This is a genomic window from Geodermatophilus sp. SYSU D00079 (assembly GCF_054050635.1).
In genome coordinates this window covers 107458-133302 of record NZ_JBJGZS010000012.1, presented here as the reverse complement: position 1 = coordinate 133302, position 25845 = coordinate 107458, and the positions used below count along the sequence as shown (strand labels likewise).

The 25845-nt window shown below is 74.3% G+C and carries 26 protein-coding genes; 17 read left to right on the top strand and 9 right to left on the bottom strand.

The window, feature by feature from the left end; translation table 11 throughout:
• Positions 1–173 precede the first annotated feature (173 nt).
• The 3 genes from ACI79E_RS12390 to ACI79E_RS12380 all read left to right on the top strand — a co-directional run bounded on the left by ACI79E_RS12390 (position 174) and on the right by ACI79E_RS12380 (position 2103).
• Positions 174–464: a hypothetical protein gene (locus tag ACI79E_RS12390; RefSeq protein WP_456932844.1), complete on the top strand. Its 291-nt coding sequence runs from the start codon at positions 174–176 to the stop codon at positions 462–464.
• A 99-nt stretch (positions 465–563) separates the two neighbouring features.
• A complete protein-coding gene (locus ACI79E_RS12385; RefSeq protein WP_456932843.1) occupies positions 564–1376 on the top strand; it encodes an SRPBCC family protein in 813 nt (270 codons plus the stop codon).
• Between the two features lie 106 nt (positions 1377–1482).
• Positions 1483–2103, top strand: coding sequence for a hypothetical protein (locus ACI79E_RS12380; protein ID WP_456932842.1), 621 nt, complete (start codon positions 1483–1485; stop codon positions 2101–2103).
• Between the two features lie 22 nt (positions 2104–2125).
• On the opposite strand, the gene ACI79E_RS12375 is transcribed toward ACI79E_RS12380, so the two are convergent.
• Positions 2126–3592 (bottom strand): protein adenylyltransferase SelO, encoded by a 1467-nt coding sequence (locus ACI79E_RS12375; protein WP_456932841.1) that lies wholly within the window; start codon positions 3590–3592, stop codon positions 2126–2128.
• 138 nt (positions 3593–3730) lie between these two features.
• On the bottom strand, positions 3731–4666 hold the full coding sequence (locus ACI79E_RS12370) for an AraC family transcriptional regulator (RefSeq protein WP_456932840.1): 936 nt from the start codon (positions 4664–4666) through the stop codon (positions 3731–3733).
• Positions 4667–4820: 154 nt separating this feature from the next.
• Here ACI79E_RS12370 and ACI79E_RS12365 point away from each other — a divergent pair, with 154 nt between their 5' ends.
• From ACI79E_RS12365 to ACI79E_RS12325, 9 genes are all read left to right on the top strand, one after another.
• Positions 4821–6065, top strand: a complete 1245-nt coding sequence (locus tag ACI79E_RS12365) for a cytochrome P450 (RefSeq protein WP_456932839.1) — start codon at positions 4821–4823, stop codon at positions 6063–6065.
• 1 nt (position 6066) lies between these two features.
• Positions 6067–7128 carry a 2Fe-2S iron-sulfur cluster-binding protein gene (locus tag ACI79E_RS12360; protein ID WP_456932838.1) on the top strand — a complete coding sequence of 354 codons (1062 nt, stop codon included), beginning with the start codon at positions 6067–6069 and terminating at the stop codon, positions 7126–7128.
• Positions 7129–7276: 148 nt separating this feature from the next.
• Entirely contained in the window at positions 7277–7672 is a 396-nt protein-coding gene (locus ACI79E_RS12355) for a nuclear transport factor 2 family protein (protein ID WP_456932837.1), read from the top strand.
• 16 nt (positions 7673–7688) lie between these two features.
• A complete protein-coding gene (locus ACI79E_RS12350; RefSeq protein ID WP_456932836.1) occupies positions 7689–8399 on the top strand; it encodes a maleylpyruvate isomerase family mycothiol-dependent enzyme in 711 nt (236 codons plus the stop codon).
• Positions 8400–8493: 94 nt separating this feature from the next.
• Positions 8494–8859, top strand: a complete 366-nt coding sequence (locus ACI79E_RS12345) for a hypothetical protein (RefSeq protein WP_456932835.1) — start codon at positions 8494–8496, stop codon at positions 8857–8859.
• Between the two features lie 97 nt (positions 8860–8956).
• Entirely contained in the window at positions 8957–9292 is a 336-nt protein-coding gene (locus ACI79E_RS12340; protein ID WP_456932834.1) for a PspC domain-containing protein, read from the top strand.
• Between the two features lie 115 nt (positions 9293–9407).
• The gene (locus ACI79E_RS12335; protein ID WP_456932833.1) at positions 9408–9812 is read left to right on the top strand and encodes a nuclear transport factor 2 family protein; all 405 of its coding nucleotides are present in this window, start codon (positions 9408–9410) and stop codon (positions 9810–9812) included.
• A 383-nt stretch (positions 9813–10195) separates the two neighbouring features.
• Positions 10196–11335 carry a globin domain-containing protein gene (locus ACI79E_RS12330; protein WP_456932832.1) on the top strand — a complete coding sequence of 380 codons (1140 nt, stop codon included), beginning with the start codon at positions 10196–10198 and terminating at the stop codon, positions 11333–11335.
• Positions 11332–12123, top strand: coding sequence for a DivIVA domain-containing protein (locus tag ACI79E_RS12325; protein WP_456932831.1), 792 nt, complete (start codon positions 11332–11334; stop codon positions 12121–12123). Before ACI79E_RS12330 ends, ACI79E_RS12325 begins: the two co-directional genes overlap by 4 nt.
• Before the next feature lie 20 nt (positions 12124–12143).
• On the opposite strand, the gene ACI79E_RS12320 is transcribed toward ACI79E_RS12325, so the two are convergent.
• A complete protein-coding gene (locus ACI79E_RS12320; protein WP_456932830.1) occupies positions 12144–13415 on the bottom strand; it encodes a multidrug effflux MFS transporter in 1272 nt (423 codons plus the stop codon).
• Positions 13416–13591: 176 nt separating this feature from the next.
• Here ACI79E_RS12320 and ACI79E_RS12315 point away from each other — a divergent pair, with 176 nt between their 5' ends.
• From ACI79E_RS12315 to ACI79E_RS12305, 3 genes are all read left to right on the top strand, one after another.
• Positions 13592–14215: a hypothetical protein gene (locus tag ACI79E_RS12315; protein ID WP_456932846.1), complete on the top strand. Its 624-nt coding sequence runs from the start codon at positions 13592–13594 to the stop codon at positions 14213–14215.
• 137 nt (positions 14216–14352) lie between these two features.
• Positions 14353–15363, top strand: a complete 1011-nt coding sequence (locus ACI79E_RS12310; RefSeq protein ID WP_456932829.1) for an ABC transporter substrate-binding protein — start codon at positions 14353–14355, stop codon at positions 15361–15363.
• A 143-nt stretch (positions 15364–15506) separates the two neighbouring features.
• Positions 15507–16364: a CmcJ/NvfI family oxidoreductase gene (locus ACI79E_RS12305; protein ID WP_456932828.1), complete on the top strand. Its 858-nt coding sequence runs from the start codon at positions 15507–15509 to the stop codon at positions 16362–16364.
• 5 nt (positions 16365–16369) lie between these two features.
• Here the strand turns inward: ACI79E_RS12305 and ACI79E_RS12300 are convergent, their stop codons facing one another.
• Positions 16370–17233, bottom strand: a complete 864-nt coding sequence (locus ACI79E_RS12300) for an acetoacetate decarboxylase family protein (RefSeq protein ID WP_456932827.1) — start codon at positions 17231–17233, stop codon at positions 16370–16372.
• Between the two features lie 158 nt (positions 17234–17391).
• On the opposite strand from ACI79E_RS12300, the gene ACI79E_RS12295 reads away from it, so the two are divergent.
• Positions 17392–18171 carry a PIG-L family deacetylase gene (locus ACI79E_RS12295; RefSeq protein WP_456932826.1) on the top strand — a complete coding sequence of 260 codons (780 nt, stop codon included), beginning with the start codon at positions 17392–17394 and terminating at the stop codon, positions 18169–18171.
• On the opposite strand, the gene ACI79E_RS12290 is transcribed toward ACI79E_RS12295, so the two are convergent.
• Entirely contained in the window at positions 18144–20450 is a 2307-nt protein-coding gene (locus ACI79E_RS12290) for a putative bifunctional diguanylate cyclase/phosphodiesterase (protein WP_456932825.1), read from the bottom strand. The genes ACI79E_RS12295 and ACI79E_RS12290 overlap by 28 nt on opposite strands.
• A 140-nt stretch (positions 20451–20590) precedes the next feature.
• Here ACI79E_RS12290 and ACI79E_RS12285 point away from each other — a divergent pair, with 140 nt between their 5' ends.
• Positions 20591–21583: a DUF1028 domain-containing protein gene (locus tag ACI79E_RS12285; protein ID WP_456932824.1), complete on the top strand. Its 993-nt coding sequence runs from the start codon at positions 20591–20593 to the stop codon at positions 21581–21583.
• 63 nt (positions 21584–21646) lie between these two features.
• Here ACI79E_RS12285 and ACI79E_RS12280 read toward each other — a convergent pair whose 3' ends face one another.
• The 4 genes from ACI79E_RS12280 to ACI79E_RS12265 form a co-directional block, all read right to left on the bottom strand.
• Entirely contained in the window at positions 21647–22204 is a 558-nt protein-coding gene (locus ACI79E_RS12280) for a PaaI family thioesterase (RefSeq protein ID WP_456932823.1), read from the bottom strand.
• Between the two features lie 93 nt (positions 22205–22297).
• Positions 22298–23122, bottom strand: a complete 825-nt coding sequence (locus tag ACI79E_RS12275) for a succinate dehydrogenase/fumarate reductase iron-sulfur subunit (protein WP_456932822.1) — start codon at positions 23120–23122, stop codon at positions 22298–22300.
• Positions 23119–25065 carry a fumarate reductase/succinate dehydrogenase flavoprotein subunit gene (locus ACI79E_RS12270; RefSeq protein WP_456932821.1) on the bottom strand — a complete coding sequence of 649 codons (1947 nt, stop codon included), beginning with the start codon at positions 25063–25065 and terminating at the stop codon, positions 23119–23121. The genes ACI79E_RS12275 and ACI79E_RS12270 overlap by 4 nt, the downstream gene beginning before the upstream one ends.
• Positions 25066–25079: 14 nt before the next feature.
• Positions 25080–25784 carry a succinate dehydrogenase cytochrome b subunit gene (locus tag ACI79E_RS12265; RefSeq protein WP_456932820.1) on the bottom strand — a complete coding sequence of 235 codons (705 nt, stop codon included), beginning with the start codon at positions 25782–25784 and terminating at the stop codon, positions 25080–25082.
• Positions 25785–25845 lie beyond the last annotated feature (61 nt).

The window sequence follows — 25845 nt, the reverse complement described above, 5'->3', positions numbered from 1 at the left end:
GGGGGGGGGGGGGGGGGGGGGGGGGGGGGGGGGGGGCGGGGTGGGTTCGCGGGCGGGGGGGGGGGGGGTGGGGGGGGGGGGGGGGGGGGGGGGGGGGCCCCCCCCCCCCCCCGCCTCCCGCCGCGGGCCGTCCCCGACAGGCCGGTGGCGGCCGATCCCGTTAGCGTGCGGCCGTGACCAGCGACGACGGCATGTGGGTCTCCATCGACTACACGGTGGCCTGGGCCCCCACGACGACCTTCAGCCGCGTCTACCACCTCGGGATCCAGGAGCCCCGCGACGTCACCCGGTGGGTGAGCGAGGGGCTCGCGCGGGTGGGGGAGTCCGAGCACCCGTGGCTGCTCGTCGACGCCTGGCGGATGATCCGCGTCGACCAGGTGGTCGCGTTCGGGGTGCGTCAGCTGCCCGGTCGGCCGACGGAGGAGCCGCCCTACGGGTTCGGCGGCCCCGAGTTCGACAGCTGACCCGGCCGTCATCCCCTGTGGCGTGCGTCACCTCGCCTCGTTGCGGGTAGCGCGGGAGCTCGATGTCCAGCGGGACCCGGTGACGAGGGAGTGCGCACGATGACCACCAGGGTGGAGAAGTCGGTCCAGGTCGACGTACCGGTGACCCAGGCCTACGACCAGTGGACCCAGTTCGAGGACTTCCCGCACTTCATGGGCGGGGTGAGGGAGGTCCGCCAGCTCGACGACCGGCGCCTGCACTGGGTCGCCGAGATCGCCGGCGTCCGGCGGGAGTGGGAGGCCTCCATCCTCGAGCAGGTGCCCGACCAGAAGATCGCCTGGGCCGCCACCGGCGGGGCCACCAACGCCGGCGCCGTCCGCTTCGAGCCGGCCGGCCCGGGCTCGACGATCGTGTACCTCTCGCTGGAGTACGAGCCCGAGGGCGCGGTGGAGCAGGTCGGCGACAAGCTCGGCATCGTCGAGCGGCAGGTCCGCTCCGACCTCGAGCGCTTCAAGGCCCTGATCGAGGACGAGGGCTACGCCACCGGTGCGTGGCGGGGCTCGGTGAACGAGCACCTGGACGTCGGCACGCCCGGTGCCGACGCCGCCGTCGGCTCGCACGGGGACAGCGGCAAGGCCGGGCTGTCGGCCAAGGGCGTCATCGCCGGCGCCGCCGCGGTCGTCGGCGCGGCCGCCGCCGGTGTCGCGGCCGCCACGTCCAAGGGCGGCCAGCAGCCCGAGCAGCCCGAGCAGGCCGGTCGGCCGCAGGAGGTCGCCGTCGTCCCGCAGCCCCCGCCGGACACCATCCGCGACGACGTGCTGATCGAGGAGTCCGACCCCGAGGGCTACACCACCCGGTCCTCCACGGAGGGCGTCGAGAAGGGCGTGCGGGACGTCGACGAGGGGCCCGCGATCGGGGGCGGCACCCGCTGAACCCGCGGCCGGTGGAGGTGGCGCGCCGCCGCCTCCACCGGCTGGCGGGCAGCGCCGACTACCGTCGGTCCGCTCCGCGCCACGTCGATCCACGGGGGTTCTCTCGATGCGCAGCCGTCTGACGGGCAGCCTGGCTGCCGGGTTGTTCCTGCTCGCCGGCTGCGGCGTGGAGGTGTCGGGGACGCCGTCCGGCGCGTCGTCCGCCCCCGCCGACCCCGAGGGCGTGGCGCTGCCCGCCGCGGAGGAGTGCGCCGACCCCGACGTCTACGCCCGGTGGACCGAGTACTGCGCGAACGTCGACGGGGGCAGCAGCGCGGAGTCGTCGAGCGCGCCGGCCGCGGCGCCAAACCCGCGCTTCGGCGAGACGTACACCTACGAGAACGGTCTGGCCGTCACGGTCGGCCCGCCGCAGCCCTACACGCCCTCCGACAGCGCCGCGGTCGGTGAGCCGGCCCCGCCGGCCTTCGTGGTCTTCGACGTCACGGTCGTCAACGGGACGACGGGCAACTACGACCCGGTGTCGTTCTCGGCCTCGCTGCAGAGCGGTGTGACCGAGGAGGAGCAGGTCTACGACTCGGCCAACGGCATCGGCGGGACGCCGTCGACCACGCTGCTCCCGGGTCGGGAGAGCGTGTTCCGGCTGGCCTTCGGCGCCACCGACCCGGCCGACCTCGTCATGGAGGTCAGCCCGAGCTTCGAGTACGAGTCGGCGATCTTCACCTCCTGACCCCGGGTCGGGGTGCGGGGCGTCAGGTCCCGCAGAAGGTGCGGTAGGCGCCGAAGTCCTGCGGGGCGGGCGCGGCGAAGCGCCTCAGGCCGGGGCGCTCCTCGAAGGGTCGGGTCACCGCGTCCAGGAGCCGCTCGAGCGGGTCGAGGTCGCCGTCGGTGGCGGCGCTGAGCGCCTCCTCGACCAGGTGGTTGCGGGGCGTGTAGACCGGGTTGACCCGGTCCATCGCGTCGGCGTCCGGACCCAGGGCGCGCCAGCGCTCCAGCCAGCCGTCGAACCGGGCCAGGTCGAGGAACAGCAGCCGGGCGGGCTCGGCGTCCCCACGGGCGGCGGCGCCGAGCCGCCGGAAGAACGACGTCCAGTCGACGTGGTCGGCCTGCAGCAGGGGGAGCAGGTCGTCGACCAGGGACGACGCGACGTCGTCGTCCAGACCCGCGGGCAGGCCGAGCTTGGCCCGCATGCCCGCCGACCAGGCGGCGTCGTACGCCGGGCGGAACGTGCCCAGGGACTCCGTCGCCAGGGCGACGGCCTGCTCGTGGTCGTCGGAGAACAGGGGGAGGAGGGCCTCGGCGAAGCGGGCGAGGTTCCACTCCACGGCCAGCGGCTGGTTGCCGTAGGCGTAGCGCCCGCCGTGGTCGATCGAGCTGTAGACCGTCGCCGGGTCGAAGGCCTCCATGAAGGCGCACGGCCCGTAGTCGATCGTCTCGCCGGAGATCGTCGTGTTGTCGGTGTTCATGACGCCGTGCACGAACCCCAGGAGCATCCACTGCGCGACCAGCGACGCCTGGGCGGTGGCGACGGCCTCGAACAGGGCGCGGTGCGGGTGCTCGGCATCGGCGGCGGCGGGGTGGTGGCGGCTGATCGCGGCGTCGGCCAGGCGGCGCAGCAGGTCGCCGTCCCCCGTGACGCGGGCGTACTGGAAGCTGCCCACCCGCAGGTGGCTGCTCGCCACCCGGGCGAGCACGGCGCCCGGCTGCACCGTCTCGCGGCGCACCGGGCGGCCGGTCGCGACCACGGCGAGGGACCGGGTCGTCGGGACGCCGAGGGCCTGCATCGCCTCGCTGACGACGTACTCCCGCAGCATCGGGCCGACCACGGCCAGCCCGTCGGCGCCGCCGCGCGCGAAGGGGGTGCGGCCGGAGCCCTTCAGGTGGAGGTCGCGCAGGCGGCCGTCGGCGCCGACGAGCTCACCGAGCAGCAGGGCGCGCCCGTCGCCCAGCCGCGGGTTGAACCCGCCGAACTGGTGCCCGGCGTAGGCCTGGGCCACCGGGGTGGCGCCGTCGGGCACCCGGTCGCCCACGAGCAGCCGCACGCCGTCGGGGGTGCGCAGCCAGGCCGGGTCGAGACCGAGCTCGACGGCGAGCGCGTCGTTGAGCACCAGCAGCCGCGGGTCGGGGACCTCCTCGGCCTGCCACGGGACGGCCATCTCGGGGAACTCGCGGGCGAAGCGGTTGTCGAGGGTGACCGTCGACGGCGGGGCGATGCTCACCCCGTCGACGGTACGTCGGCCCGGCGACCCCGGCTCGGCCACGACGGGGACCGCCGCGCGCACCGGATGTGCGCTTGCGGCGCACCCGCGGCCGAGGAGGCGCCGGTACCGCACACCACCTCGCCCAGGAGGCAGCACTCAGCGGCGGGCGTCGGACGGCGAGCACCCGTACGCGCGGCGGTGGGCCGCGGCGAACCGGCTCGCGCTGGAGAACCCCCAGCGGGCGGCGACGTCGCTGACGGTGGCGGTCGGGTCCGCCAGCAGGTCGGCGTGGGCCCGCCGCACCCGGACGTCGACCAGGTACTCCGTCGGCGTGCAGTCCAGCCACTGGCGGAAGCCCTCCTGCAGCCGCCGGACGCTGGTGCCGGCCAGCGCGGCCATCTCCCCGGCGGTCCAGGCGCGGGCGGGGTCCTCGCGGAGGGCGTCCACGACCCGCTTGACGGTGCGCGGCTGGGCCGCACCCCTCCCGTCGGTCGGGCAGCCGGTGAGCAGGAAGCCCGCCGTCAGGGCGCCGGCGAGCTGGTCGCGCACCAGGCTGCTGTCCCCGAACAGGTCCGGTGCGCGCAGGTGGGCCGACAGGCTGGTGACCAGCTGCCGCCAGGCCAGGCCCTGGCCGGAGTTCAGGTCGAGCTGGTCGGGCAGGGTCACGCGCGTGGTCGCCCGGTCGGCGCCGAGGACCCGCTCGGCCTCCCGCTCCAGCCACGCACCGTCGAACTTCACCCCGAGCACGGTGCACGTGGCGTCCCAGTGGCTGATCAGCGACGGGGTGTCGGCCCGGAACACCGTCGCCTGCCCGGGCACCGACGTCACCGGGCTGTGCCGGCCGCGGCTCTCCAGGTGCCCGGTCAGGGGCATGTTGACCTCGTAGGCGCCGGGGTAGTCGCACTCGACCGCGACGTCGGCCCCCCAGCCCACGTGCCCGATCAGCACGGGCCCGAGGTCGAGGGTGCGCAGGGTCAGTCGGGGGTGTGAGGCGCCCCGCACGAGTCGCAGCTGGTGCGGGAAGTAGGCCTCGGCCACGACCCGGGAGGCCTGGCCCCAGTCGGAGGGGCCGGGACGCCGCCGTCCGGACATGCCTCTGACGTTACCTGCGACGCGGGTCACAGAGTCGCCGCGCGATCGGTACCGGCACCGCGCTTGCTGTGTCGCAGCTCACCACCGGCCTCCCTACCTTTGCCGACCAACCGCGGCCGACCAGTGGCAGCAGAGGAACGACCGGAGGGACCCCATGACGACCGTCCAGCAGCCCGCCACCGCCACCCTGCAGCGCGACCTGTCCTGGCTCGACGAGGTCACGATGACCCAGCTCGAGCGCAACCCGTACCCCGTCTACGAGCGGCTCCGGGCAGAGGCGCCGCTGGCCTACGTGCCGGTGCTCGGCTCCTACGTCGCCTCGACCGCCGAGGTGTGCCGGGAGGTCGCGACCAGCCCCGACTTCGAGGGCGTCATCACCCCCGCCGGCGGCCGCACCTTCGGCCACCCCGCGATCATCGGCGTCAACGGCGACGTCCACGCCGACCTCCGCTCCATGGTCGAGCCGGCCCTGCAGCCGGTGGAGGTCGACCGGTGGATCGACGACCTGGTGCGGCCCATCGCCCGCAGCTTCCTGGAGCAGTTCGAGGACGACGGCCGCGCCGAGCTGGTCTCGCAGTTCTGCGAGCCGGTCAGCGTGCGCGCCCTGGGCGACCTGCTCGGCCTCAAGGACGTGTCGTCGGACCAGCTGCGCGACTGGTTCCACAAGCTGAACCGCTCGTTCACCAACGCCGCCATGGACGAGAACGGCGAGTTCGCCAACCCCGAGGGCTTCGCCGAGGGCGACGCCGCCAAGGCCGAGATCCGCGCCACCGTGGACCCGCTGATCGACCGGTGGACCGTCGAGCCCGACGACAGCGCCATCTCGCACTGGCTGCACGACGGCATGCCGCCCGGGCAGACCCGCGACCGCGAGTACATCTACCCGACGATCTACGTCTACCTGCTCGGCGCGATGCAGGAGCCCGGCCACGGCATGGCCTCGACGCTGGTCGGGCTGTTCAGCCGGCCCGAGCAGATGGAGGAGGTCGTCGACGACCCCACGCTGATCCCGCGGGCGATCTCCGAGGGCATGCGGTGGACCTCGCCGATCTGGTCGGCCACCGCGCGCATCTCCACCAAGCCGGTCACCGTCGCCGGCGTCGACCTGCCCGCCGGGACGCCGGTGATCCTGTCCTACGGGTCGGCCAACCACGACACGGGGGTCTACGACGCGCCGACCGCCTACGACCTGCACCGGCCCCCGCTGCCGCACCTGGCCTTCGGCGCCGGCAACCACGCCTGCGCCGGCATCTACTTCGCCAACCACGTCATGCGCATCGGGCTCGAGGAGCTGTTCGAGTCCATCCCCGTCATGGAGCGCGACACCACCGAGGGCGTCGAGTTCTGGGGCTGGGGCTTCCGCGGCCCGACGAGCCTGCACGTCACCTGGGAGGTCTGAGATGACGACGACCCGGACGACGACCTGGTCGCTGACCGTCGGCGACCGCCGGGTCGAGTGCGCGCCGGACCAGACGGTGCTCGACGCGTTCCTCCGCGCGGGGGTGTGGATGCCCAACTCCTGCAACCAGGGCACCTGCGGCACCTGCAAGCTGCGCGTCCTCGACGGTGAGCTGGACCACCGCGACTCGCCCCTCGACACCCTCACCGGCGAGGAGCGGGCGGCCGGGATGGCGCTGGCCTGCCAGGCCACCCCCTGCGGGGACGCCGTGGTGAGCCCGCCGGCCGCCGACGGCGACGTCCGCGGCACCCACGCCCTGCGCGACCTGGTCGCCACCGTGCGCGCGGTCGAGGACGTCGCCCGCGACACCCGCCGCGTGCTGCTCGGCCTGGACGAGCCGCTGGCCTTCTCCGCCGGTCAGTACGTCGAGCTGGTCGTCCCGGGCAGCGGGGTGCGACGCCAGTACTCGCTGGCCAACACGCCGGAGGAGGACAAGGTCCTCGAGCTGCACGTGCGCCGGGTGCCGGGGGGCGTGGCCAGCGACGCCTGGCTGTTCGGCTCGGTGCAGGTCGGCGACCGGGTCGAGCTGACCGGGCCGCTGGGCGACTTCGCCCTGCCCGACGAGGCCGACGACCAGGGCGAGCCCATGGCCTGCATCGCCGGCGGCACCGGCCTGGCCCCGTTCCTCGGGATTGTGCGGACGGCGCTGCAGCGGCGGCCCGACCGCGAGATCGTGCTGTACCACGGCGTGCGCGCCGCCGAGGACCTCTACGACGTCGACCGGCTCACCGAGCTCGCCGCCGCCCACCCGGGGTTCCGGTTCGTGCCGGTGCTGTCCGACGAGCCCGACCCCGGGTCGCACCGCACTGGCTTCCCGACCGACGCGTTCGTCGAGGACCTCGCCAGCGCGAAGGGCTGGTCGGGCTGGCTGTGCGGCCCGCCGCCGATGGTCGAGGCCGGGGTCAAGGCGTTCAAGCGCCGCCGCATGGCGCCCCGTCAGATCCACCGCGAGAAGTTCACCCCCGCCGACGCCCTGGGCGCGGAGCCGCCGGCAGGGGAGTGACCCCGGGACGGCGACCGCGGGTGCCCGGCCGGCACCCGCGGTCGCCGTCCCGTGTCAGCACGAGGGGCCGCATGCCGCGCGCCACGGACGACGACAGCCCGGTGCGCGGTGCCATCGTGGTGGCAGCCGGCACCGGGGAGCGTGGGACGTGGACGCCGAATCCGTCCGGGCGACGCTGCAGCGCCACTTCGACCTCACGGCGACCGACGAGGACGCCGCCCACGAGGTGTACGCCGAGGACGCCGTCCTGGAGTTCCCGCAGTCGGGGGAGCGGTTCGAGGGGGTGGCCAGCTTCCGCGAGTGGCGGCGGGTCCACCCGTCGCGGGTCGACTTCGAGATCGACCGGGTGCGCGGCAGCGGCGACGTCCGGGTCGTCGACCTCCGGTACCGCTACGACGGCGGACCGTGGAAGCCGGGGCTCGACGTCCTCGAGTTCCGCGACGGCCTCGTGGTCCGGGAGACGCCGTACTCCATGGAGCACTGGCCGGCGCCGGGGTGGCGGGCCCGGTGGCGGGCCGCGCCGCCCCGCAGCCCCGAGGTGTGACCCGTGCGCCGCACCGATGAGTTCGACGCGCTCCCGGCGTCTCCTCGTCGTGCACCGCGGCACCGGGCCCGCGGCGGAACGGGAGGCCGACGTGGCGGACGAGGACATCAGGGCGGCCGTGGTCGCGGAGCGGCGGGCGCAGGTCGGCCTGTACTCGTCCCTGGCGCAGGAGGAGTGGGACGCGCCCAGCCTCTGCGCGGGGTGGCGGGTGCGCGAGGTGCTCGCCCACACCACCATGGCCTTCCGCTACTCGCTGCCGCAGGTCCTCGGGGGGATGCTCCGGGCCCGCGGCAGCTTCCACCGCTTCGCCGACCGCGCCGCGCGCCGTGACGCCGAGCGGCTCTCCGAGGGCCAGTTGCTCGCCTGCCTGCGCGACAACGTCGAGCACCCGTGGACCCCGCCCGGTGGCGGGCCGCTCGGCGCGCTGTCGCACGAGGTCATCCACGGCCTCGACGTCTCGGTGGCCCTCGGGCGGGACGAGTCGCACGCCGACACCGAGCGGGTCGTCACGGTGCTCGGCGGGCTGACGCCGAAGCAGCTGCGGTACTTCGGCGTCAGCCTCGACGGCATCGAGCTGCGGGCGACCGACGCCGACTGGTCACACGGCGCCGGTGAACCGGTGCACGCCCGCGCCCGGGACCTCCTGCTGCTCGTCTGCGGCCGGTCGGTGCCGGCCGGGCGGCTCTCCGGACCAGCCGCAGCCCGCTTCGCGCCGTCGGGCGCCTGACCCGCCGCCCGCGTCGCGCCGTCGGGCGCCTGACCCGCCGCCCGCGTGGCGGACGACGGTGCCGCCGCTGGGCCGGATCGGGCAGGCTCCCGTCATGAGCGACGCCGCCCGGACCGCGCTGACCGTGTTCTGCTACTGCGTGTCGGCCCTCGCTCAGCTGGCGGCGATCGCCCTGCTGGTCACCGAGGGGCGGCGGACCGGCGCCGCGCTGCGCCGCTGGCGGGACGCCGAGTCGGGCCCGCCGACCCTGGCGGGGGCGACCACCGGAACCGGACCGACCGGGGCCACCGCCGTGACCGGGCCGCCCCTGCCGGCCGGCCCGGGCGTCGACGCGCGCCGCGCGGACCGGGCCGCCCTCGTGGACCCGCTGCTGGGCAACCGGTTCGACCGCACGAGCGCCGTCGTCCTGCTGGCCGTCGGCGTCGTCGTCGGCACGATCGGCCACCTCCTCAGCCTGTGAGCGCGGCCGGCAGGGGCATCCCCGGAGGGGCGGACCAGGGGCGGATCGGGGCGTTCCCCGATGGTGTCCGGCACCCCCTCGCGGGGAGGCTCGTGGCATGACATCAGCCGTTCCCCCCACCCCGCCCACGGTCGACTCGCAGCCCTGGACCCAGCCGCCCGCCCGCACCCTGCGCCGCAGCGGCACCGACCGGATGGTCGGCGGCGTCAGCGGCGGCCTGGCCGAGTACACCGGCATCGACGCGGTGCTGTGGCGGGCCGCGTTCGTCCTCGTGACCCTGGCCGGCGGTGCCGGCGTCCTCGTCTACCTGCTGCTGTGGGTGCTCATGCCGGCCGGGCCGCTCCCCGCCGGTCAGGTGCCCGGCCCGCTCGACCAGTTGGCGCAGCGCCTGCACGACGCGGTGACCAGCCGGACGACGGCGACGCGCCGCTAGCCCGTGCGCGCGGGCGGTGCGCGGACGCCCGCGCGCACCGCCCGCCCAGGCGGCCCGCAACGGTGGCACCCTTCCCCTGCAGACGGGCGGCCGGCACCGAGGAGCGTGGCAGGCCATGACCGAGGAAGCCGTGCGGGCGGTGCTCGAGCACTACCTGAGCCACAGCGCGGGCGGGGACGAGCAGGCCGCGAGCACCATCTACCGCGACGACGCCGTCCTGGAGTTCCCGCAGTCCGGGGAGCGGTTCGAGGGCGTCGACCACTTCCTGCCCTGGCGTCGCGAGTACCCGGCGGAGCAGATCGACTACGAGCTCGACCGCGTCCGCGGCCACGGGGACGTCTGGGTCGCCGAGCTCCGCGTCCGCTACGACGGCGGGCCGTGGCAGTACGCCGTCGACGTCCTCGAGTTCGACGGCGACCTGGTCCGCCGCGAGTCCATCTACGTCGCCGAGGGGTGGCCGGCGCCGGACTGGCGGGCCCCCTGGCGCGCGGCGCCGCCACGGGAGGCCGGTCCGGGCTGACGCCCGCCGGCGGCGCCGAGGGCGCGGTCCTGCCGGGCCGCGCCCCGGTCGTGCGGGCGGCCCCCGCGAATCGCGGCCGGCCCGGCGCCTCGCTACGGTTGCCAGTAGCCACAGTCCCTTCACGGTTCGTAGAGCAGCGGTGTCCCGGGCCACGGGCGGGGTGGTGGTCGCCGGAGACAGGGGCGGCGTGCACACCCGGGCGGGGAGGCCGGGCGCGACGCCGCGGACGGGAACCGACCAGCACGGGGGAGCGGAGGTGCTGATGCCCATCCACGACGGTCACCGACGGCAGCGCACCGTCGGCACGGCGGTCACGAGCGCCGTCCCCGGACCTCCCGCGGCCGGCTGACCGGCCGCGCACGGAAACGCCCTCGAGGACACGCATGGACATCCCCGCGATGCGGGCCTGCTTCGCCAAGGCCGCGGCGGCCGGCGACGAGGCCCCCCTGTACTTCTACGCGCACCTGTTCCTGACCCACCCCGAGACGCGGGCGCTGTTCCCCGTCTCGATGGCCCACCAGCGCGACCGGCTGTTCCAGGCCCTCGGCGACGTCATGGCCCGGGTCGACGACCTCGACGCACTGGTGCCGGTGCTCCAGGAGCTCGGCCGCGACCACCGCAAGTTCGGCACCGTCGCCGAGCACTACCCGGCCGTCGGCGCCAGCCTGCTCGCCACGCTCCAGCACTTCGACCGCGAGTGGAACGCCCAGCTCGCCGAGGACTGGACGGCGGCCTACGAGCTGATCGCGAAGGTCATGATCGAGGCCGCGGACGCCGCCGCCGACCAGCCCCCGTGGTGGGACGCCGAGGTCGTCGAGCACGACCGCCGCACCATCGACGTCGCCGTCCTGCGGGTGCGGGCGCTCACGGAGTTCCCCTACCGCGCCGGCCAGTCGATCTCGCTGGAGTCCGACGCCCGGCCGAAGCTGTGGCGCTACTACTCCCCGGCCAACGCCCCGCGCCCGGACGGGATCATGGAGCTGCACGTCAAAGCGCGCGACGGCGGCCCGGTCAGCACCGCGCTGGTGCGCCGCGTCGGGGTGGGCGACACCCTCCACCTCGGCCCGCCGATGGGGCACATCGCCTTCGACGAGGAGTCCGACCGCGACCTGCTGCTGGTCGCCGGTGGCACCGGCCTGGCGCCGCTCAAGGCCGTGGTCGACCAGGTGGCCCGCCACGGCCCCCCGCGGCGCGTCGACCTCTACGTCGGGGCGCGCGCCGAGATGTACCTCTACGACCGGGCCGACCTCGAGCGCCTCGCCGGGGAACACCCCTGGCTGACGGTGACCTTCGCCGTCTCCGAGGACAAGGAGTCCCCGCTCGAGCAGGGCGACGTGGGCGAGGTCGTCCTGCGGCACGGCCCGTGGACCAGCCGGGACGTCTACGTCGCGGGCCCGGCTGCCATGGTGGAGGACACGACCACCCGGCTCGTCCAGCACGGGATGCGGCCGGAACGCATCCGCAGCGAGGTGTTCGCCCCCAGCCGGCTGGGGCCCAGTCTTGACGGAGAGGTGACCGGATGACCACCGGCGAGCAGGGGCCCGGGACCGCCGAACGGCGGCTGACCCCGGCCGACGTCCAGAACGTGCGCTTCTCGCGCGCCCCCATGCTGCACCCGGGCTACAGCGACGCGGAGGTCGACCGCTTCCTCGTCCGGATGGCCGGGGAGCTGGCCCACCTGCACGCGGAGAACGCCGACCTGCAGGACCACGTGGCGCACCTGCAGCAGCAGGTGCGCGACCTGGAGGAGCAGCTCGCCGGCGCGGCCGCCGTGGAGCCACCGAGCGAGCAGGCGGTGCGCATCCTCGCCACCGCGCAGCAGACGGCGGACAGCTACGTGGCCGAGGCCGAGGACTTCAGCCGGCAGATGACCACCGACGCCCGCGCCCAGTACGAGGAGCAGGTCCGCCGGGCTCGGGAGAACGCCGGCGCGATCATCCAGGCGGCGCAGGAGGCCGCGGCCCGGATGGTCGCCGGGGGACAGCCCGCCGCCGCGGTCGAGGGGGGCGGCGAGCGCGCCACCACGCAGGACCTCGAGGAGCAGGTCGCCTACCTCAAGGCGTTCGCCCAGGCCTGCCGCGTGCAGCTGCGCTCCTACCTGGAGGCGCTGCTCACCGACGTCGAGACCGAGTGGGGGCGCGCCGACCCGGCGTCCCTGCAGCAGCTGCCGCTGCACACACCGGCCCAGCGACCCGCGGTGACCGCGGGGCCGACGCCGAACGTCGCCCGGGAGGTGCCGCTGGACGACGGCACCAGCGAGCAGCCGGCCGTCGGCGGGAGCGCCGAGGTCCCCGCCCGCCGCCGGAGCTGAGCGACCGGCCGGAACGTGGGTCAGCCCGCGACGGCGGGCCGGCCCTCCGGCTCCTCGGTCAGCTGCCACGGGCGGACGACGGTGACCAGCACGACGATCGCCACCAGCAGCGCGCCGACGATGACGACCCCCATCGCGGCGGCGTCGTTGCCCAGCACGCCCACGAGCGGGGCGACCGAGGCGCCGACGCCGAACTGGACCGCGCCCAGCAGCGCCGCGGCCGACCCGGCCGCCTCACCGTGCCGGGCCAGGGCCAGGGCGGGGGCGTTGGGCAGGGCCAGCCCGCCGGCGAAGAGCACCGCCCACAGCGGCACGACCACACCGGCCAGCCCGCCGGTGCCGGTGGCGGCCAGCACCAGCAGGACGGTCCCGGCGACCGCGCCGGTGACGACGCCGGCGACCAGGATCTGGGCCGGCGACCAGCGACGCAGGGCGACCGGGTTGAGCTGGGTGGCCGCGATCAGCCAGAACGCCCCCGCCCCGAACAGCAGCCCGAACTGCTGCTCGTCCAGGCCGAACTCGCGCTGGAAGACGAACGAGGAGCCGGACACGTAGCTGAACAGCCCCGCCATCGTCAGCCCGGCAACCAGCACCAGGCCGACGTAGGTGCGGTCGCGCAGCAGCCCCCGGTAGGTCCGCAGCGTGCCGCGGACGCCGTCGCTGCTGCGCCGCTCGGCCGGCAGCGTCTCCCGCAGCACGACCGCCCCGACGGCGAGCAGCAGCAGGCCGTAGAGCGCGAGCAGCGCGAAGATGCCCCGCCACGAGGTGAACCGCAGGACCTCGCCGCCGATCGTCGGCGCCAGCACCGGCGCGGCGCCGAGGACGAGGAACAGCCGGGACAGCATGGTGGCCGCCGCCCGGCCGGTGAGCAGGTCACGGACGACCGCCATCGCGATCACCGCGCCGGCCGCGCTGCCCACGCCCTGGAGCACCCGCAGCGCCCCGAGGACGGCGACGTTCGGCGCCACGAGGACCAACAGGGAGGCCACCACGTAGAGGGCGGTGCCGGCCAGCAGGGGACGGCGGCGGCCCAGCGCGTCCGACAGCGGCCCGAGCACCAGCTGACCGAACGCCAGGCCGATGAGGGTGCCGGTCAGCGTGAGCTGGATCGTCGCCGACGTCGTCGCCAGGTCCGCGGTGATCGTCGGCAGTGCCGGCAGGTACATGTCGATGGTCAGCGGCCCGACGGCGACGAACGCGCCGAGGACCAGCGTGAAGAGGGCCTGCCGCCGCCCGCCCATCGCGGGCGCGGCGGTCGGTCGGGTGGACGGTGCGGTCGTGGTGGCGCTCAACGGGTCCCTCGGCTCGGACGGTGCGGATGAGGCCCTCGTCGGCCACGTACGTCGGCTGCCAAGGCGGGGCGCCCGCCGTTCATTCCGGCGACGGCGGCCGCGGCGTGTCACGGTCGCCACATGCGCGACGATGGGCGCCCACCAGCCCCGGCGTCTGCGAGGAGACCACCGTGACCATGCCCCCAGGAGCCCCGACCGGGGACCAGCCGGCCCCGATGGTCGTGCCGCAGTTCTTCGTCAAGCAGCGGATCACGGTGATGGTCAACCGCTACGAGCTGATCGCGGCCAACCCCGACGGGTCGGAGGGGCACACGCTGGCCTTCGCGGAGCAGAAGCGGATGAAGCTCAAGGAGGAGGTCGTCTTCTACACCGACGCGAGCAAGAGCAGCGCGGTGTTCTCCTTCAAGGCCCGGCAGCGGCTCGACGTCCACGCCGAGCACGACGTCCTCGACGAGCACGGCCGGGTGCTGGGCACCTTCAGCAAGCAGTTCGGTGCCAGCCTGCTGCGCTCCACCTGGAACCTGGCGGCCCCCGGGATCCAGGCGGTGGGCCGGGAGCGGCGGATGAGCGTCGCGGTCCTGCGCCGGGTGTGGGACGTCATCCCCTACGTCGGTGACGTGTGGGTGCCGTTCGTCTTCCACTTCGACTTCGTCGACACCGCCACCGGCGCGACGGTCCTGGTCAGCGAACGGCAGAAGGCGATCCGCGACCGCTACCTCGTGACCGTCCCCGACCCGCGCCTGGACTTCCGCGTCGCCGCCGCTATGGCGGTCGCCCTGGACGCGCTGCAGAGCCGCTGAGGGCCGGGCCGACGGTTGACCGTGTGACGGCCATCACCTAGGTTGCGCTGCGGACGACCTGTCCGGAAACCGCACCTGCGTACGGATGCCGCACACGTTGGGGTCCCGCCGGGTGTGCCGCTCCCCTTGGAGGACCGTTGCGCACATCGACCAGGGCTCGCGCCACCTCCCTCGCCGCGGCGCTCGCGCTGCTGCTGACCGCCTGCGGCGGCGACTCCGGGGAGGAGGCGTCCGGGGGTGGGGGCGGCTCCTCGTCCGGCACGCAGACGGTCCAGGTCGGCATCATCCCGGTCAGCGACGTCGCGATCCTCCACCTCGGTCAGGAGCAGGGCTTCTTCTCCGACCGGGGGATCGAGCTGGAGTTCAACCTCGGCCAGGGCGGCGCCGCGCTGGTGCCCGCGGTGGTCACCGGCGAGTACCAGTTCGGGTTCAGCGGCATCGTCTCGATCCTGCAGGCGCGTGAGCAGGGGCTGCCGGTCACCGCCATCGCGCCGACCTCGTGGAGCAACGGCGAGCAGGGTCAGCACATCAACGCCCTCATGGCGAGCGACCCGGCCATCCAGGACGCCGGCGACCTGGAGGGCAGGACCGTCGCCCTCAACATCCTCAACAGCCAGGTCGAGACGCTGGCCCGGAACTCCATCGAGGTCGCCGGCGGCAACCCGGACAACGTGAACTTCGTCGAGATGTCCCTGCCCGACGCGGTCACGGCGCTGGGCAGCGACCAGGTGCAGGCCTTCGTGTGCGGCGAGCCGTTCTGCACCCTGGCCCAGGACGCCGGTGCGCGGGTCGTCGCGGACAACTGGCTGGACCTGGTGCCCGAGGGCATCGGCCTGTCCGGGGTCTACTTCTCCACGACCGACCAGATCGAGGCCGACCCGGAGCTGTTCGAGGACCTCCAGGCCGGGATCCTGGAGTCCCTGGACTACGCGCAGGCCCACCCCGACGAGTGGCGGGCGCAGATCCCCGAGTACACCGAGATCGACCCGGCGCTGGTGGAGCGGCTGACCATGCCGCTGTTCAAGTCCGACCTGACCGAGGAGGAGTTCCGGGCCGCACCGGAGAAGGCGCGGGAGTACGGGATCCTCGACCAGGACGTCCCCGCCATCGACGAGTTCTTCTGGGAGTCGCAGAACATCGTCCCCTGACCGCCGGCCCGGACGCGGGTGGTGGCCCCGGCCGCCGCCCGCGTCCGCGGCGTCTTCCACCCGCCGGGAGCGGCGCTGACGCCGGGGCGGGGGGGCCCCAGACTCGGGTCGCCGCCGAGCCGACCCCGAGGAGAGCGCCGACGATGACGTCGACCCAGGCACCGGAGCAGGTCCCCGCCGTCCAGGCCGAGCTGAGCTACCTGGCGGAGGGGTCGACCGTCCTGCGCCGGTTCACCGCGCCCGGCCACAGCGTGAACACCGGCCGGTACGAGACGCACGTCGTCCCGATCCGCGACGGCCGCCCCGTGCAGGACCGGTTCACCGTCGAGGCCAACGGCTTCCGGATCGCCCGCCACGAGAGCGCCGTCCGCGACTTCACCGACAAGGCCGAGGTCGACGCGGTCTACGTCCCCGAGGTGCTGGCGTTCGTCCAGGAGCAGCTGGGGGCCGACCGGGTCGTCTCCCGTGGCTGGGTGCTGCGGCGCTCGGCCGCCCCCGGCGAGAACGCCTCCCAGCCGCAGGCCGGCCTGGTGCACATCGACTACGCCCCGGAGGGCGCCGCGGAGATGGCCGCCGCCGTCTACGCCGAGCACTGCCCCGACGGACCGGGGTTCCGCCGGGCGGTCGCGACGAGCACCTGGCGGGTGTTCAGCCCGCCCCCGCAGGACTGGCCCCTGGCGCTGTGCGACTTCCGCAGCGTCGCGCCGGAGGACGGCCTGCCCAACACGCTGTACTTCGTCGACCGGGTGCCCGACGACCCGTTCGGCCCCGTCGACGGGCTGACGCGGGTCACCAGCGGCTCGGAGTTCCACCACAACCCGGACCACCAGTGGTGGTACTTCCCCGACATGACCCGCGACGAAGTGCTCTTCTTCGTCTTCCACGACTCCGACCACAGCCGGGCCTGGCGGGTGCCGCACTCGGCGTTCCTCGACCCGACGGCCCAGGCCACCGTGCCCCGCCACAGCATCGAGTTCCGCACCTTCGCGTTCTTCGAGTAGCGCCCTCAGGCGAGGTCCAGCGGCGGGGTGTGCGGGTAGCGGACGGTGAACCGGCCGGACGCCCGCTCCGCACCCCGGTACCCGTGGTGGTCCGGTGCCGGCCCCACGGCCCGCCCCGCCGGCAGCACGCTGCGGTGCTCCAGGTGGTCGAAGACCGCCAGGGGCGAGGGCGCGACGTCGAGCGCGCGCAGGGCGTCGGCCACCGTGTGCCCGCCCAGCCGCAGCGCGCCGGCACCCCGGCCGAACGCCACCCGCAGCCGCCCGGCCATCGGCACCACCGTCTCCAGCAGCTGCCCGCCCAGCGTGGTGTACATGACCGCCGGCCGCCGGTCGGGCAGCACCGGCCCACGACCGCGGACGGCGAGCTCCAGCAGCGTCGTCCCGCCCTCGGCCACCACCACCCGGCGCGCCGTCCGCTCCTCGGCGAAGTCCATGTCGGCCACGAACTTCGGGAAGCCCCACAGCGCGGCCCCGGCGTCCCGGGCCTCGGCCGTGGTGACCGGCAGGTGCAGCACGAACAGCGACAGCCGGCGGCGCGCCAGCGGCAGCACGGGCAGCGCCGGACCGCGGGTCACCACCACGGCGACCGCCACCTCGCCGTAGGGCGCGAGGCGGCCCGCGGGCACGTCGGCGGTGGTGACCGCGCGGTACCGGAAGGCGGCGATCGACAGCAGGGCCCGCCCGTCGACCCACCGCACCGGTCGCAGGGTGTCCCCCGGCAGGGCCGCGGCGACGGCCGCGTACGAGGCGGCGTGCACGGAGGCGAAGCAGGCGTTGTCGGGGTAGCGCAGCGGCAGGGTCAGCGACCGGCCGCCCACGCACACCCGCGGCGTCGGGCCCGCCCAGGCGTCGGGGTCACGGGTGCGCACGGTGCCTCCCTCGGGCCGGCCGGTCCCAGGGTGGCGACCCTCCGCCGCGCCGTCCAGGGAGGGGGAGCGGCGACCCCGGGCGTGTCGCCGACCGTCCGGGCAGGCTCACCGGGAGTGGCTGCCGGACCGCGGTGGCCGGCGTCCGGCCAGGAGGCCCGTTGCCCGACACCGTGTTCTACGTCAGCGCGCACGCCGACGACGCCCTCCTGTTCCGCGGGGAGGGGCTGTTCACCGACCTGCACACCCCGGACGTGCGGACCGTCCAGGTGCTGGTGACCGCGGGGGACGCCGGGCGCACCGACGGCTGGTGGGAGACGCGGGAGACCGCCTGCCTGGAGGCCATGGCCGGCACGCTCACCCCGGGCCCGGTGACCTCGGCGCGGGTCTCGGTCAACGGGCACCGGGTGCAGCGCCACACCGCCCCCACCTGGGTCGTCTACGCCCTTCGGCTGCCCGACGGCGGCCTGGACGGCAACGGGTTCCCCGCCACCGGCTCCCGTTCCCTGACCAAGCTGCGCAACGGCACGATCAGCTCGCTGTCGGCCGTCGACGGCTCCACGACCTACACCGGGTGGGCCGACCTGGTGGCCACCCTCCGCGCGATCGTCGCCGCCCAGCGGGGGACGACGGTGCGCCCGTGGGTCAACGCGCCCGACCACGACCGCGCTGCCAGCCCCGGCGACCACCCCGACCACTGGGCCACCGGGGAGGCGGTCCGGGACCTCGCGGCCACCGGCGGGGTCAACCGGCTGTGGTGGGTCTCCTACGACACCCAGAACCGCCCCGCGAACCTCGCCGGGTACGCCCTGGACATCAAGTGGTTCCTGTTCCGCCTGCACGGCTGGGCGACCGACGACCTGATGGGCGTCCTGCCCAACGCGCAGGAGTGGGCCTGGTGGGGCGACCGCAGCTACGCGCGGGAGGAGACCGCCGGCTGAGCCCTCCGCTCCCCGGCCAGCCACGCGGCGAGCTCCGCGGCGGGCACGGGGCGCTGGTGCAGGTATCCCTGCACCGCGGTGATCCCCGCCCGCTCGACGAACCGCTGCTGCTCGACGTCCTCCACGCCCTCGGCCACCGACTCCAGCCCGAGCCGCTGGGCCATCTGGGCGATCGCCTCCAGCACCGCCTGGTCGGCGACCTCGGTGGCCGCGCCCGCGACGAAGGACTTGTCGATCTTCACGACGTCCACCGGCAGGGTCCGCAGGGTGGTCAGCGCCGAGTAGCCGGTGCCGAAGTCGTCGACGGCCAGCCCGACCCCCAGCCCCGCGAGGACGTCGAGGGTGCGCTGCACCGACGGGGAGTCCAGCACCGTGGACTCGGTGATCTCGACCAGCAGCTGCTTGGGCGCCAGCGCGTGCGCGGCGAGGCACTCCCGGACGACGGTGACGAAGTGCGGGTGGGCCAGCTGGGACGGGGAGGCGTTGACGTGCAGCGCCACCCGCTGCCCGCCGTCCTCCCAGGAGGCGGCGTCCGCGCACGCCCGGCGCAGCACCTGCTCGCCGATCCGGTTGATGAGGCCGCTGCGCTCGGCGACGTCGAGGAAGGAGTCCGGCCCGAGCAGCCCCCGGGTCGGGTGCGCCCAGCGCACCAGCGCCTCCACGGCGGTGCACCGGCCGTCGCGGGTGGCCACGATCGGCTGGTAGTGCACGACGAACTCGCCCCGGGTGGCCGCCGTGCGCAGCTCGGCCTCCAGGGCGGCCGTGCCGTCGGCGTCGAGCAGGTCGGGGGAGAAGGTCTGCACGCGGTTCTTGCCCGCGGCCTTCGCCGCGTACATCGCGATGTCGGCGTGCTGCACGGCCTCGGCCTCGGACACCCCCGGGCGCAGCACGGCCAGGCCGACGCTCGCACCGACCTGGGTGAGCCGCCCGTCCAGGCGCAGGGGGGCCGACAGCAGCTCGACCAGGCGCCGGCCGATCCGCTCGGCCTCGTCCTGCCCGGCCCCGCGCAGCAGGACGCCGAACTCGTCGCCGCCCAGGCGGGCGCAGAGGTCCTGGCTGCGCAGGGCACCGGACACGCGGGTGGCCACGTGCTGCAGCAGCCGGTCACCGGCGGCGTGCCCGAGCCCGTCGTTGACCACCTTGAAGTCGTCCAGGTCGAGGAACAGCACCCAGGTGTCGCGAGAGCGGTCCTCGCCGGCGGCGTGCAGGGCGGCGGTGAAGGCCGACCGGTTGGCCAGCCCGGTCAGCGCGTCGGTGCGGGCCTGCACCTCCAGGTCGCGGTGCGCCTGGCTGGTGCGCGTGGCCAGGACCACCTGGTTGTTCAGGGACCGGATCGCGGTGACCACCTCCGGGGGGACGCCGTCGGGCGACCCCAGCAGCATGTACCGGCCCGGCGAGGACGGCAGGGGCATGCAGACCCACTGGCGGGAGAACCCCGCGGTCGCCGCCAGCGCCACCGGCGGGCCGAACTCGTAGGTCTCGTTGGGCACGTCCCCGTCGGGGAGGAGGTCCCGCGGCAGCGTGAGGAGCGGCCGGTCCAGCGGGCCGGTCTGGGCGGCGACCCGCAACGGCCCGGTGCCGTCGTCGTCGGCGACGACCAGGGCGACCAGCCCGGGCGTCATCCGGCAGATCTCCTCGGTGGCTGCCCAGCCCTGGCGCCGGATCGCCATGAGGTCGACGACGCCGAGCAGGTTGGTGCCCAGGGCGAACAGCGCCTGGTCCCGCCCCCGGGTCTGCTCGCGGGCGAAGAGGACCAGGGCCAGGTGCCGCGCCCCGACGCCGCTGAGCAGCAGGACCGACAAGGCGGTCACGACGAAGCGCGGGTCGGCGGCGAAGAAGTGGCCCGGGAGCACGTGGGCGAGGACGGTCGCCCCCAGCAGCGCCCCGCTCAGCGCGAGCGCGTAGCCGACGACGTGCCGCGTGCGGCCGTACATCACCCGGGACCACACGGCAGGGAAGACGGCGCCGAAACCCACGACCGGCGCCGGGCAGGCGAGGGTGAAGGCGACCAGGGCCAGCACCTCGACGACGTCACGCACGGGCGTGGCCGCCTGGGTCCGGTAGCGGAGCGACCACGACAGCAGCAGGACCGGCGCGCTGACGGCGCAGAGCACCACGCGCGACGGGCCGGCGCCGGCCAGGGCGGCCGGCACGGTCACCAGCAGGGAGCACACCGCGATCGCCCAGAACAGCCAGCGGGTGCGCTGCACCAGGTCGGTGGGCCGGGCCACGAGCCGCCGCGCGCGTCGCCACAGCGGCGGGGCAGCGGTGCGGGTCATCGTGGTCCTCCGGTGGGCGGGCGGATGCGCTGACCCATCGACCGGAACGGCACCGTCCTGAAGGGTGCAGCCACGGACTCACCCCAGCGGGGTGGTCAACCGGCGCGTGTCCGCGGCGGGGCGAGGGGTAGGCGTCCCCGGTGACCTACTCGATCGTCGCCCGGGACACGCAGACCGGTGAGATGGGCGTCGCCACCCAGTCGCAGGCGTTCGCGGTCGGCAACAGCGTGCCGTTCGCCCTGCCCGGCCAGGGGGTGATCGCCACCCAGTCGATGGCCGAGCCCATGTACGGGCAGATCGGGCTGGACCTCCTGCGGGGCGGGTTCACCGCGAACGAGGCGCTCACCGCCCTGCGCAGCGTCGACCCGCACCCCGAACGCCGGCAGGTCGCCGTCCTCGACGTCTCCGGCGACCTGGCCGTCTACACCGGGGCCACCTGCGTCGAGGCCGCCGGCCACCTCGTGGGGGAGGACTGCGTGGCGCTGGCCAACATGGTCACCTCCCCGCAGGTGTGGGAGGCGATGGTGGCCAGCTTCGAGACCTCGGACGGCCCGATGGCGCGCCGGCTGCTCGGCGCCCTGCGCGCGGCCGAGGAGGCCGGCGGGGACCTGCGGGGCCGACGGTCGGCCGCGGTCATGGTGGTGCGGTCGGTCACCACCGGCCGCCCCTGGCACGACACCGTCGTCGACCTGCGCGTCGACGACTCACCCGACCCCGTCACCGAGCTCGGCGACCTGGTGGCCCGGCTGGCCCGCTACCACGACGTCGTGCGGGCCTTCCAGCAGGCGATCGGTGGGGACCCGGTCACCGCCGACCTCGTCCTCGAGGACCTGCGGCTGCCCGACCCGCGCACCGAGCCCGACCACGTGCTGTGGCGCGCCGTCGTCGCCGGGCTGGCCGGCCGTGAGGACGCCGCGCGGGCCCTGCTGACCGAGCTGGCCGGTGTCGCGCCGCAGTTCGTGGAGGTGGGCCGCCGGTTCGGTTCCGCGGGCCTGGTGCCGGCCGACCTCATCGAGCGGATCATGCCGCCGTCCGTGCCCCGCCCCGAGCCCCGCCCCGACGGCGCGGCGGCCACGCCCTCGGAGGACGGGGTGGCGGCCCCCACCGCCGACCCGGCCACCGCCGCGGTCTGACCCGGCCGCGTGCCGTGCCCCCTCCCGATGACGCCCGGGTCCGCGTCGCCGGCTGAGGCCCGGTCAGCCGGGGAGGGGGAAGACCAGCAGCGAGCTGGACGCCGTGGCCACCGTCGCCCCGCTCGCGTCGCGGACCTCGCCCTCGGCGAAGGCCACCCGCCGGCCGGGCTTGACGACGGTGCCCACCGCGGTGAGCGGCCCGCTGTTGGCGTGCACCGGACGCAGGTAGCTCACCTTCAGCTCGATGGAGGTGTAGCCGGTGCCGCGGGGGAGCGTGGAGTGCACCGCGCAGCCGGCGACGGTGTCCAGCAGGGTGCAGACCAGGCCGCCGTGGACGACGCCGATCGGGTTGTAGGCGGACTCGTCGACCTCGCAGCGGAACTCCACCCGGCCCTCGCTCACGGCGACGACGTCCATGGCGAACAGTCGCGCGATGGGCGGCGGGGGCAGGACGCCGTCCCGCAGGGCCTCGAGGGTCTCCAGGCCGCTGCGCTCCATCGCCCCGGACGCCACGACGAACGGGTCGTGCCAGGTCACCGTGCGGGAGCGGGGCTCGCCCCAGGAGGCGGGGGTGGTCGGGAGGTCGGTCTGCTCGGTGGTCACCGCGCTAGGTTCGCACATCGAACCCAGGGTGGGTGGAGCGGGGCGCACGACGACGGGCGGGGACCCCCGGAGGGGTCCCCGCCCGTCAGGCGCCGCTGGGTGCGGTGGACCTCAGCTCTTCGGCCGGGCACCGGCGCGCAGGGCGCCGAGCAGGTCGTGGTTGAGCCGGGAGATGGTCTCCATCGAGATGCCCTTCGGGCAGGACGCCGAGCACTCACCGATGTTCGTGCAGCCGCCGAAGCCCTCGCGGTCCTGCTGGGCGACCATGTTCACCACGCGGTCGTTGCGCTCCGGCTGCCCCTGCGGCAGCAGGCCCAGGTGGGTGACCTTGGCCGCGGTGAACAGCATCGAGGAGGCGTTCGGGCAGGCCGCCACGCACGCGCCGCACCCGATGCAGGTGGCGGCGTCGAACGCGGAGTCGGCGTCCTTCTTCGGCACCGGCACGGAGTGCGCCTCCGGGGCGGTGCCGGTCGGGACGCTGATGTACCCGCCGGCCTGGATGATCCGGTCGAACGCGCGCCGGTCGACGGCGAGGTCCTTGATCACCGGGAACGGGGTGGCCCGCCACGGCTCGACGTCGATCGTGTCGCCGTCCTTGAACGACCGCATGTGCAGCTGGCACGTGGTGGTCTGCTGCGGACCGTGCGCCATGCCGTTGATCATGACGCCGCACATGCCGCAGATGCCCTCGCGGCAGTCGTGGTCGAAGGCCACCGGGTCGTCGCCGGCCTGGATCAGCTGCTCGTTGAGCACGTCGAGCATCTCGAGGAAGGACATGTCCGGCGAGATGTCGGCGACCTTGTACGTCACCATCCGGCCCTTGTCCCGCGGACCGTTCTGGCGCCAGATCCGCAGGTTGAGGGTCATGCCGCGCTTCTGGCCGGTCGCGTCGGTCGCGCCGACCGTCGAGTGCGCGCCCTCGTGGGTGACTGTCACTTGTAGCTCCGCTGGGCGAGGTGGACGTACTCGTACTCGAGGGCTTCCCGGTGCAGGACCGGCGGGGCGCCTTCTGGCGTCCACTCCCACGCGGCGACGTAGGCGTAGTTCTCGTCGTCGCGGAGGGCCTCACCCTCGGGGGTCTGGCTCTCGGCCCGGAAGTGGCCACCGCAGCTCTCGTTGCGGTGCAGGGCGTCGATGCACATCAGCTCGGCCAACTCGATGAAGTCGGCCACGCGACCGGCGTGCTCGAGGGTCTGGTTGAAGGAACCCTCCGTGCCGGTCACCTTGAGGTTGGTCCAGAACTCCTGGCGGATCTCGGGGATCCGGTCCAGGGCCTTGCGCAGGCTCTCCTCGGAGCGCTCCATGCCGCAGAGGTCCCACATGAGCTTGCCCAGCTCCCGGTGGAACGAGGCGGGGGAACGCGTGCCGTTGATGCTGAGCATCCGCTGCACCTGGTCGCGCACCCCGTTGATGGCCTCGGCGGCAGCCGGGTGGCTGTCGTCGATCTTCTCGAACGGGCCGTCGGCCAGGTACTCGGTGATGGTGGACGGCAGCACGAAGTACCCGTCGGCCAGGCCCTGCATGAGGGCGCTGGCGCCGAGCCGGTTGGCGCCGTGGTCGGAGAAGTTGGCCTCACCGATCACGAACATGCCCGGGATGGTCGACTGCAGGTCGTAGTCGACCCACAGCCCGCCCATCGTGTAGTGGACCGCCGGGTAGATGCGCATCGGCGTCTCGTACGGGTTCTCGCCCGTGATCTGGGCGTACATGTCGAAGAGGTTGCCGTACTTGGCCTCGACCGCCGGCCGGCCCAGGCGCTGGATGGCCTCGGCGAAGTCCAGGTACACGCCCAGCCCACCGGGGCCGACGCCGCGACCCTCGTCGCACACGTTCTTGGCCTGGCGCGAGGCGATGTCGCGGGGCACCAGGTTGCCGAACGAGGGGTAGATCCGCTCGAGGTAGTAGTCGCGCTCGTCCTCGGGGATCTCCCGCGGGTCGCGGGTGTCGCCGCGCTCCTTGGGCACCCACACGCGGCCGTCGTTGCGCAGCGACTCGCTCATCAGCGTGAGCTTGGACTGGTAGTCGCCCTTGACCGGGATGCAGGTCGGGTGGATCTGCGTGTAGCAGGGGTTGGCGAAGTACGCGCCCCGCTTGTGCGCCCGCCAGATCGCCGTGGCGTTGGATCCCTTGGCGTTGGTCGACAGGTAGAAGACGTTGCCGTAGCCGCCGCTGGCCAGGACGACCGCGTCGGCGTAGTGGGTGCTGATCTCGCCGCTGACCAGGTCGCGGGCGACGATGCCGCGGGCCCGGCCGTCGACGACGATCAGGTCGAGCATCTCGGTGCGGGCGTGCTGCTCGACGTTGCCGGCCGCGATCTGCCGCTCCAGCGCCTGGTAGGCGCCGTAGAGCAGCTGCTGGCCCGTCTGGCCGCGGGCGTAGAAGGTCCGCGACACCTGGGTGCCACCGAAGGAGCGGTTGTCCAGCAGGCCGCCGTACTCGCGGGCGAACGGCACGCCCTGGGCCACCGCCTGGTCGATGATGTTGACGCTGACCTCGGCCAGCCGGTGCACGTTGTTCTCGCGCGCGCGGAAGTCGCCGCCCTTGACGGTGTCGTAGAACAGCCGGTGCACCGAGTCGCCGTCGTTGCGGTAGTTCTTGGCGGCGTTGATCCCGCCCTGCGCGGCGACGCTGTGCGCGCGGCGGGGGCTGTCCTGGTACCAGAAGGACTTGACCTTGTAGCCGGCCTCGCCCAGCGTGGCGGCCGCCGAGCCACCGGCCAGGCCGGTGCCGACGACGATGATCGTCATCTTCCGGCGGTTGGCCGGGTTGACCAGCCGGCCGCGGAAGCGGCGGGTGCTCCAGCGCTCACCGATCGGCACGTCCATGGGTGCCTTGGTGTCGGCGATCGGGTCGCCGACGGTGAAGAGGTCGAGAGGCATCGCGGTGGAGCTCCTCAGTCGATGATGTTGAAGAGGACGGAGAACGGCACGAGCAGGAAGCCGAGCGTCAGCAGGGAGGCGAAGGCGATCGCGAAGGCGTTGACCGTCCGCTCGCGGCGCCGGTTGCTCTGGCCGAGGGTCTGGGTGGCGCTCCAGATGCCGTGTCGCAGGTGCATGCCCAGCAGCAGCAGGGCGATCACGTAGAAGGCGGTGACGAAGGGGTTCGAGAAGCCGGCGACCAGGCGGTCGTAGGGCGTGGTGTCCCCGCCGTCCGGGTTCACCGTGCCGGTCGTCAGGTCCAGGATGTGGTAGATGACGAAGAAGAAGATGATGACGCCGCCCCAGCGCATGGTGCGCGAGGCGTAGCTCTGCGCCACGGCCTTCTTGGTGACGTAGCCCTGCGGCCGGGCCCGCTTGGCCTGGCGCCACAGCGTGACGGCGGCCCAGATGTGGGCCACGACGGCGGCGAGCAGGACGATCCGGATGATCCAGAGCGTGGTCTGCGCCGGGACCGCCGGCTCACCGATGGTCCGGATCCACTCCGAGTAGTGGTTGAACGACTCCCGGCCGGCGAAGGCCTTGAGGTTCCCGATCATGTGGGCGATCAGGTACAGCACCAGGATGATGCCGCTGACCGCCATCACCGCCTTCTTGAAGACCGAACTGGTCTTCGCGGCCTTGGGGGTCCTGCGCTGGGCCGAGTCTGTCACCGTCACCACGTCTGCCAACGCTAGGTCTTTGCCGTCTTGACGGCCAAGTTAACGCGTGGTGACACAGCTC

Excerpts from the sequence above, each read along its gene's own strand:
- ACI79E_RS12385 (WP_456932843.1), top strand. The coding sequence starts at position 564 with ATGACCACCAGGGTGGAGAAGTCGGTCCAGGTCGACGTACCGGTGACC.
- ACI79E_RS12380 (WP_456932842.1), top strand. The coding sequence starts at position 1,483 with ATGCGCAGCCGTCTGACGGGCAGCCTGGCTGCCGGGTTGTTCCTGCTC.
- ACI79E_RS12370 (WP_456932840.1), bottom strand. The coding sequence starts at position 4,666 with ATGTCCGGACGGCGGCGTCCCGGCCCCTCCGACTGGGGCCAGGCCTCC.
- ACI79E_RS12365 (WP_456932839.1), top strand. The coding sequence starts at position 4,821 with ATGACGACCGTCCAGCAGCCCGCCACCGCCACCCTGCAGCGCGACCTG.
- ACI79E_RS12360 (WP_456932838.1), top strand. The coding sequence starts at position 6,067 with ATGACGACGACCCGGACGACGACCTGGTCGCTGACCGTCGGCGACCGC.
- ACI79E_RS12350 (WP_456932836.1), top strand. The coding sequence starts at position 7,689 with ATGAGTTCGACGCGCTCCCGGCGTCTCCTCGTCGTGCACCGCGGCACC.
- ACI79E_RS12345 (WP_456932835.1), top strand. The coding sequence starts at position 8,494 with ATGAGCGACGCCGCCCGGACCGCGCTGACCGTGTTCTGCTACTGCGTG.
- ACI79E_RS12340 (WP_456932834.1), top strand. The coding sequence starts at position 8,957 with ATGACATCAGCCGTTCCCCCCACCCCGCCCACGGTCGACTCGCAGCCC.
- ACI79E_RS12335 (WP_456932833.1), top strand. The coding sequence starts at position 9,408 with ATGACCGAGGAAGCCGTGCGGGCGGTGCTCGAGCACTACCTGAGCCAC.
- ACI79E_RS12330 (WP_456932832.1), top strand. The coding sequence starts at position 10,196 with ATGGACATCCCCGCGATGCGGGCCTGCTTCGCCAAGGCCGCGGCGGCC.
- ACI79E_RS12325 (WP_456932831.1), top strand. The coding sequence starts at position 11,332 with ATGACCACCGGCGAGCAGGGGCCCGGGACCGCCGAACGGCGGCTGACC.
- ACI79E_RS12315 (WP_456932846.1), top strand. The coding sequence starts at position 13,592 with ATGCCCCCAGGAGCCCCGACCGGGGACCAGCCGGCCCCGATGGTCGTG.
- ACI79E_RS12305 (WP_456932828.1), top strand. The coding sequence starts at position 15,507 with ATGACGTCGACCCAGGCACCGGAGCAGGTCCCCGCCGTCCAGGCCGAG.
- ACI79E_RS12290 (WP_456932825.1), bottom strand. The coding sequence starts at position 20,450 with ATGACCCGCACCGCTGCCCCGCCGCTGTGGCGACGCGCGCGGCGGCTC.
- ACI79E_RS12280 (WP_456932823.1), bottom strand. The coding sequence starts at position 22,204 with ATGTGCGAACCTAGCGCGGTGACCACCGAGCAGACCGACCTCCCGACC.
- ACI79E_RS12270 (WP_456932821.1), bottom strand. The coding sequence starts at position 25,065 with ATGCCTCTCGACCTCTTCACCGTCGGCGACCCGATCGCCGACACCAAG.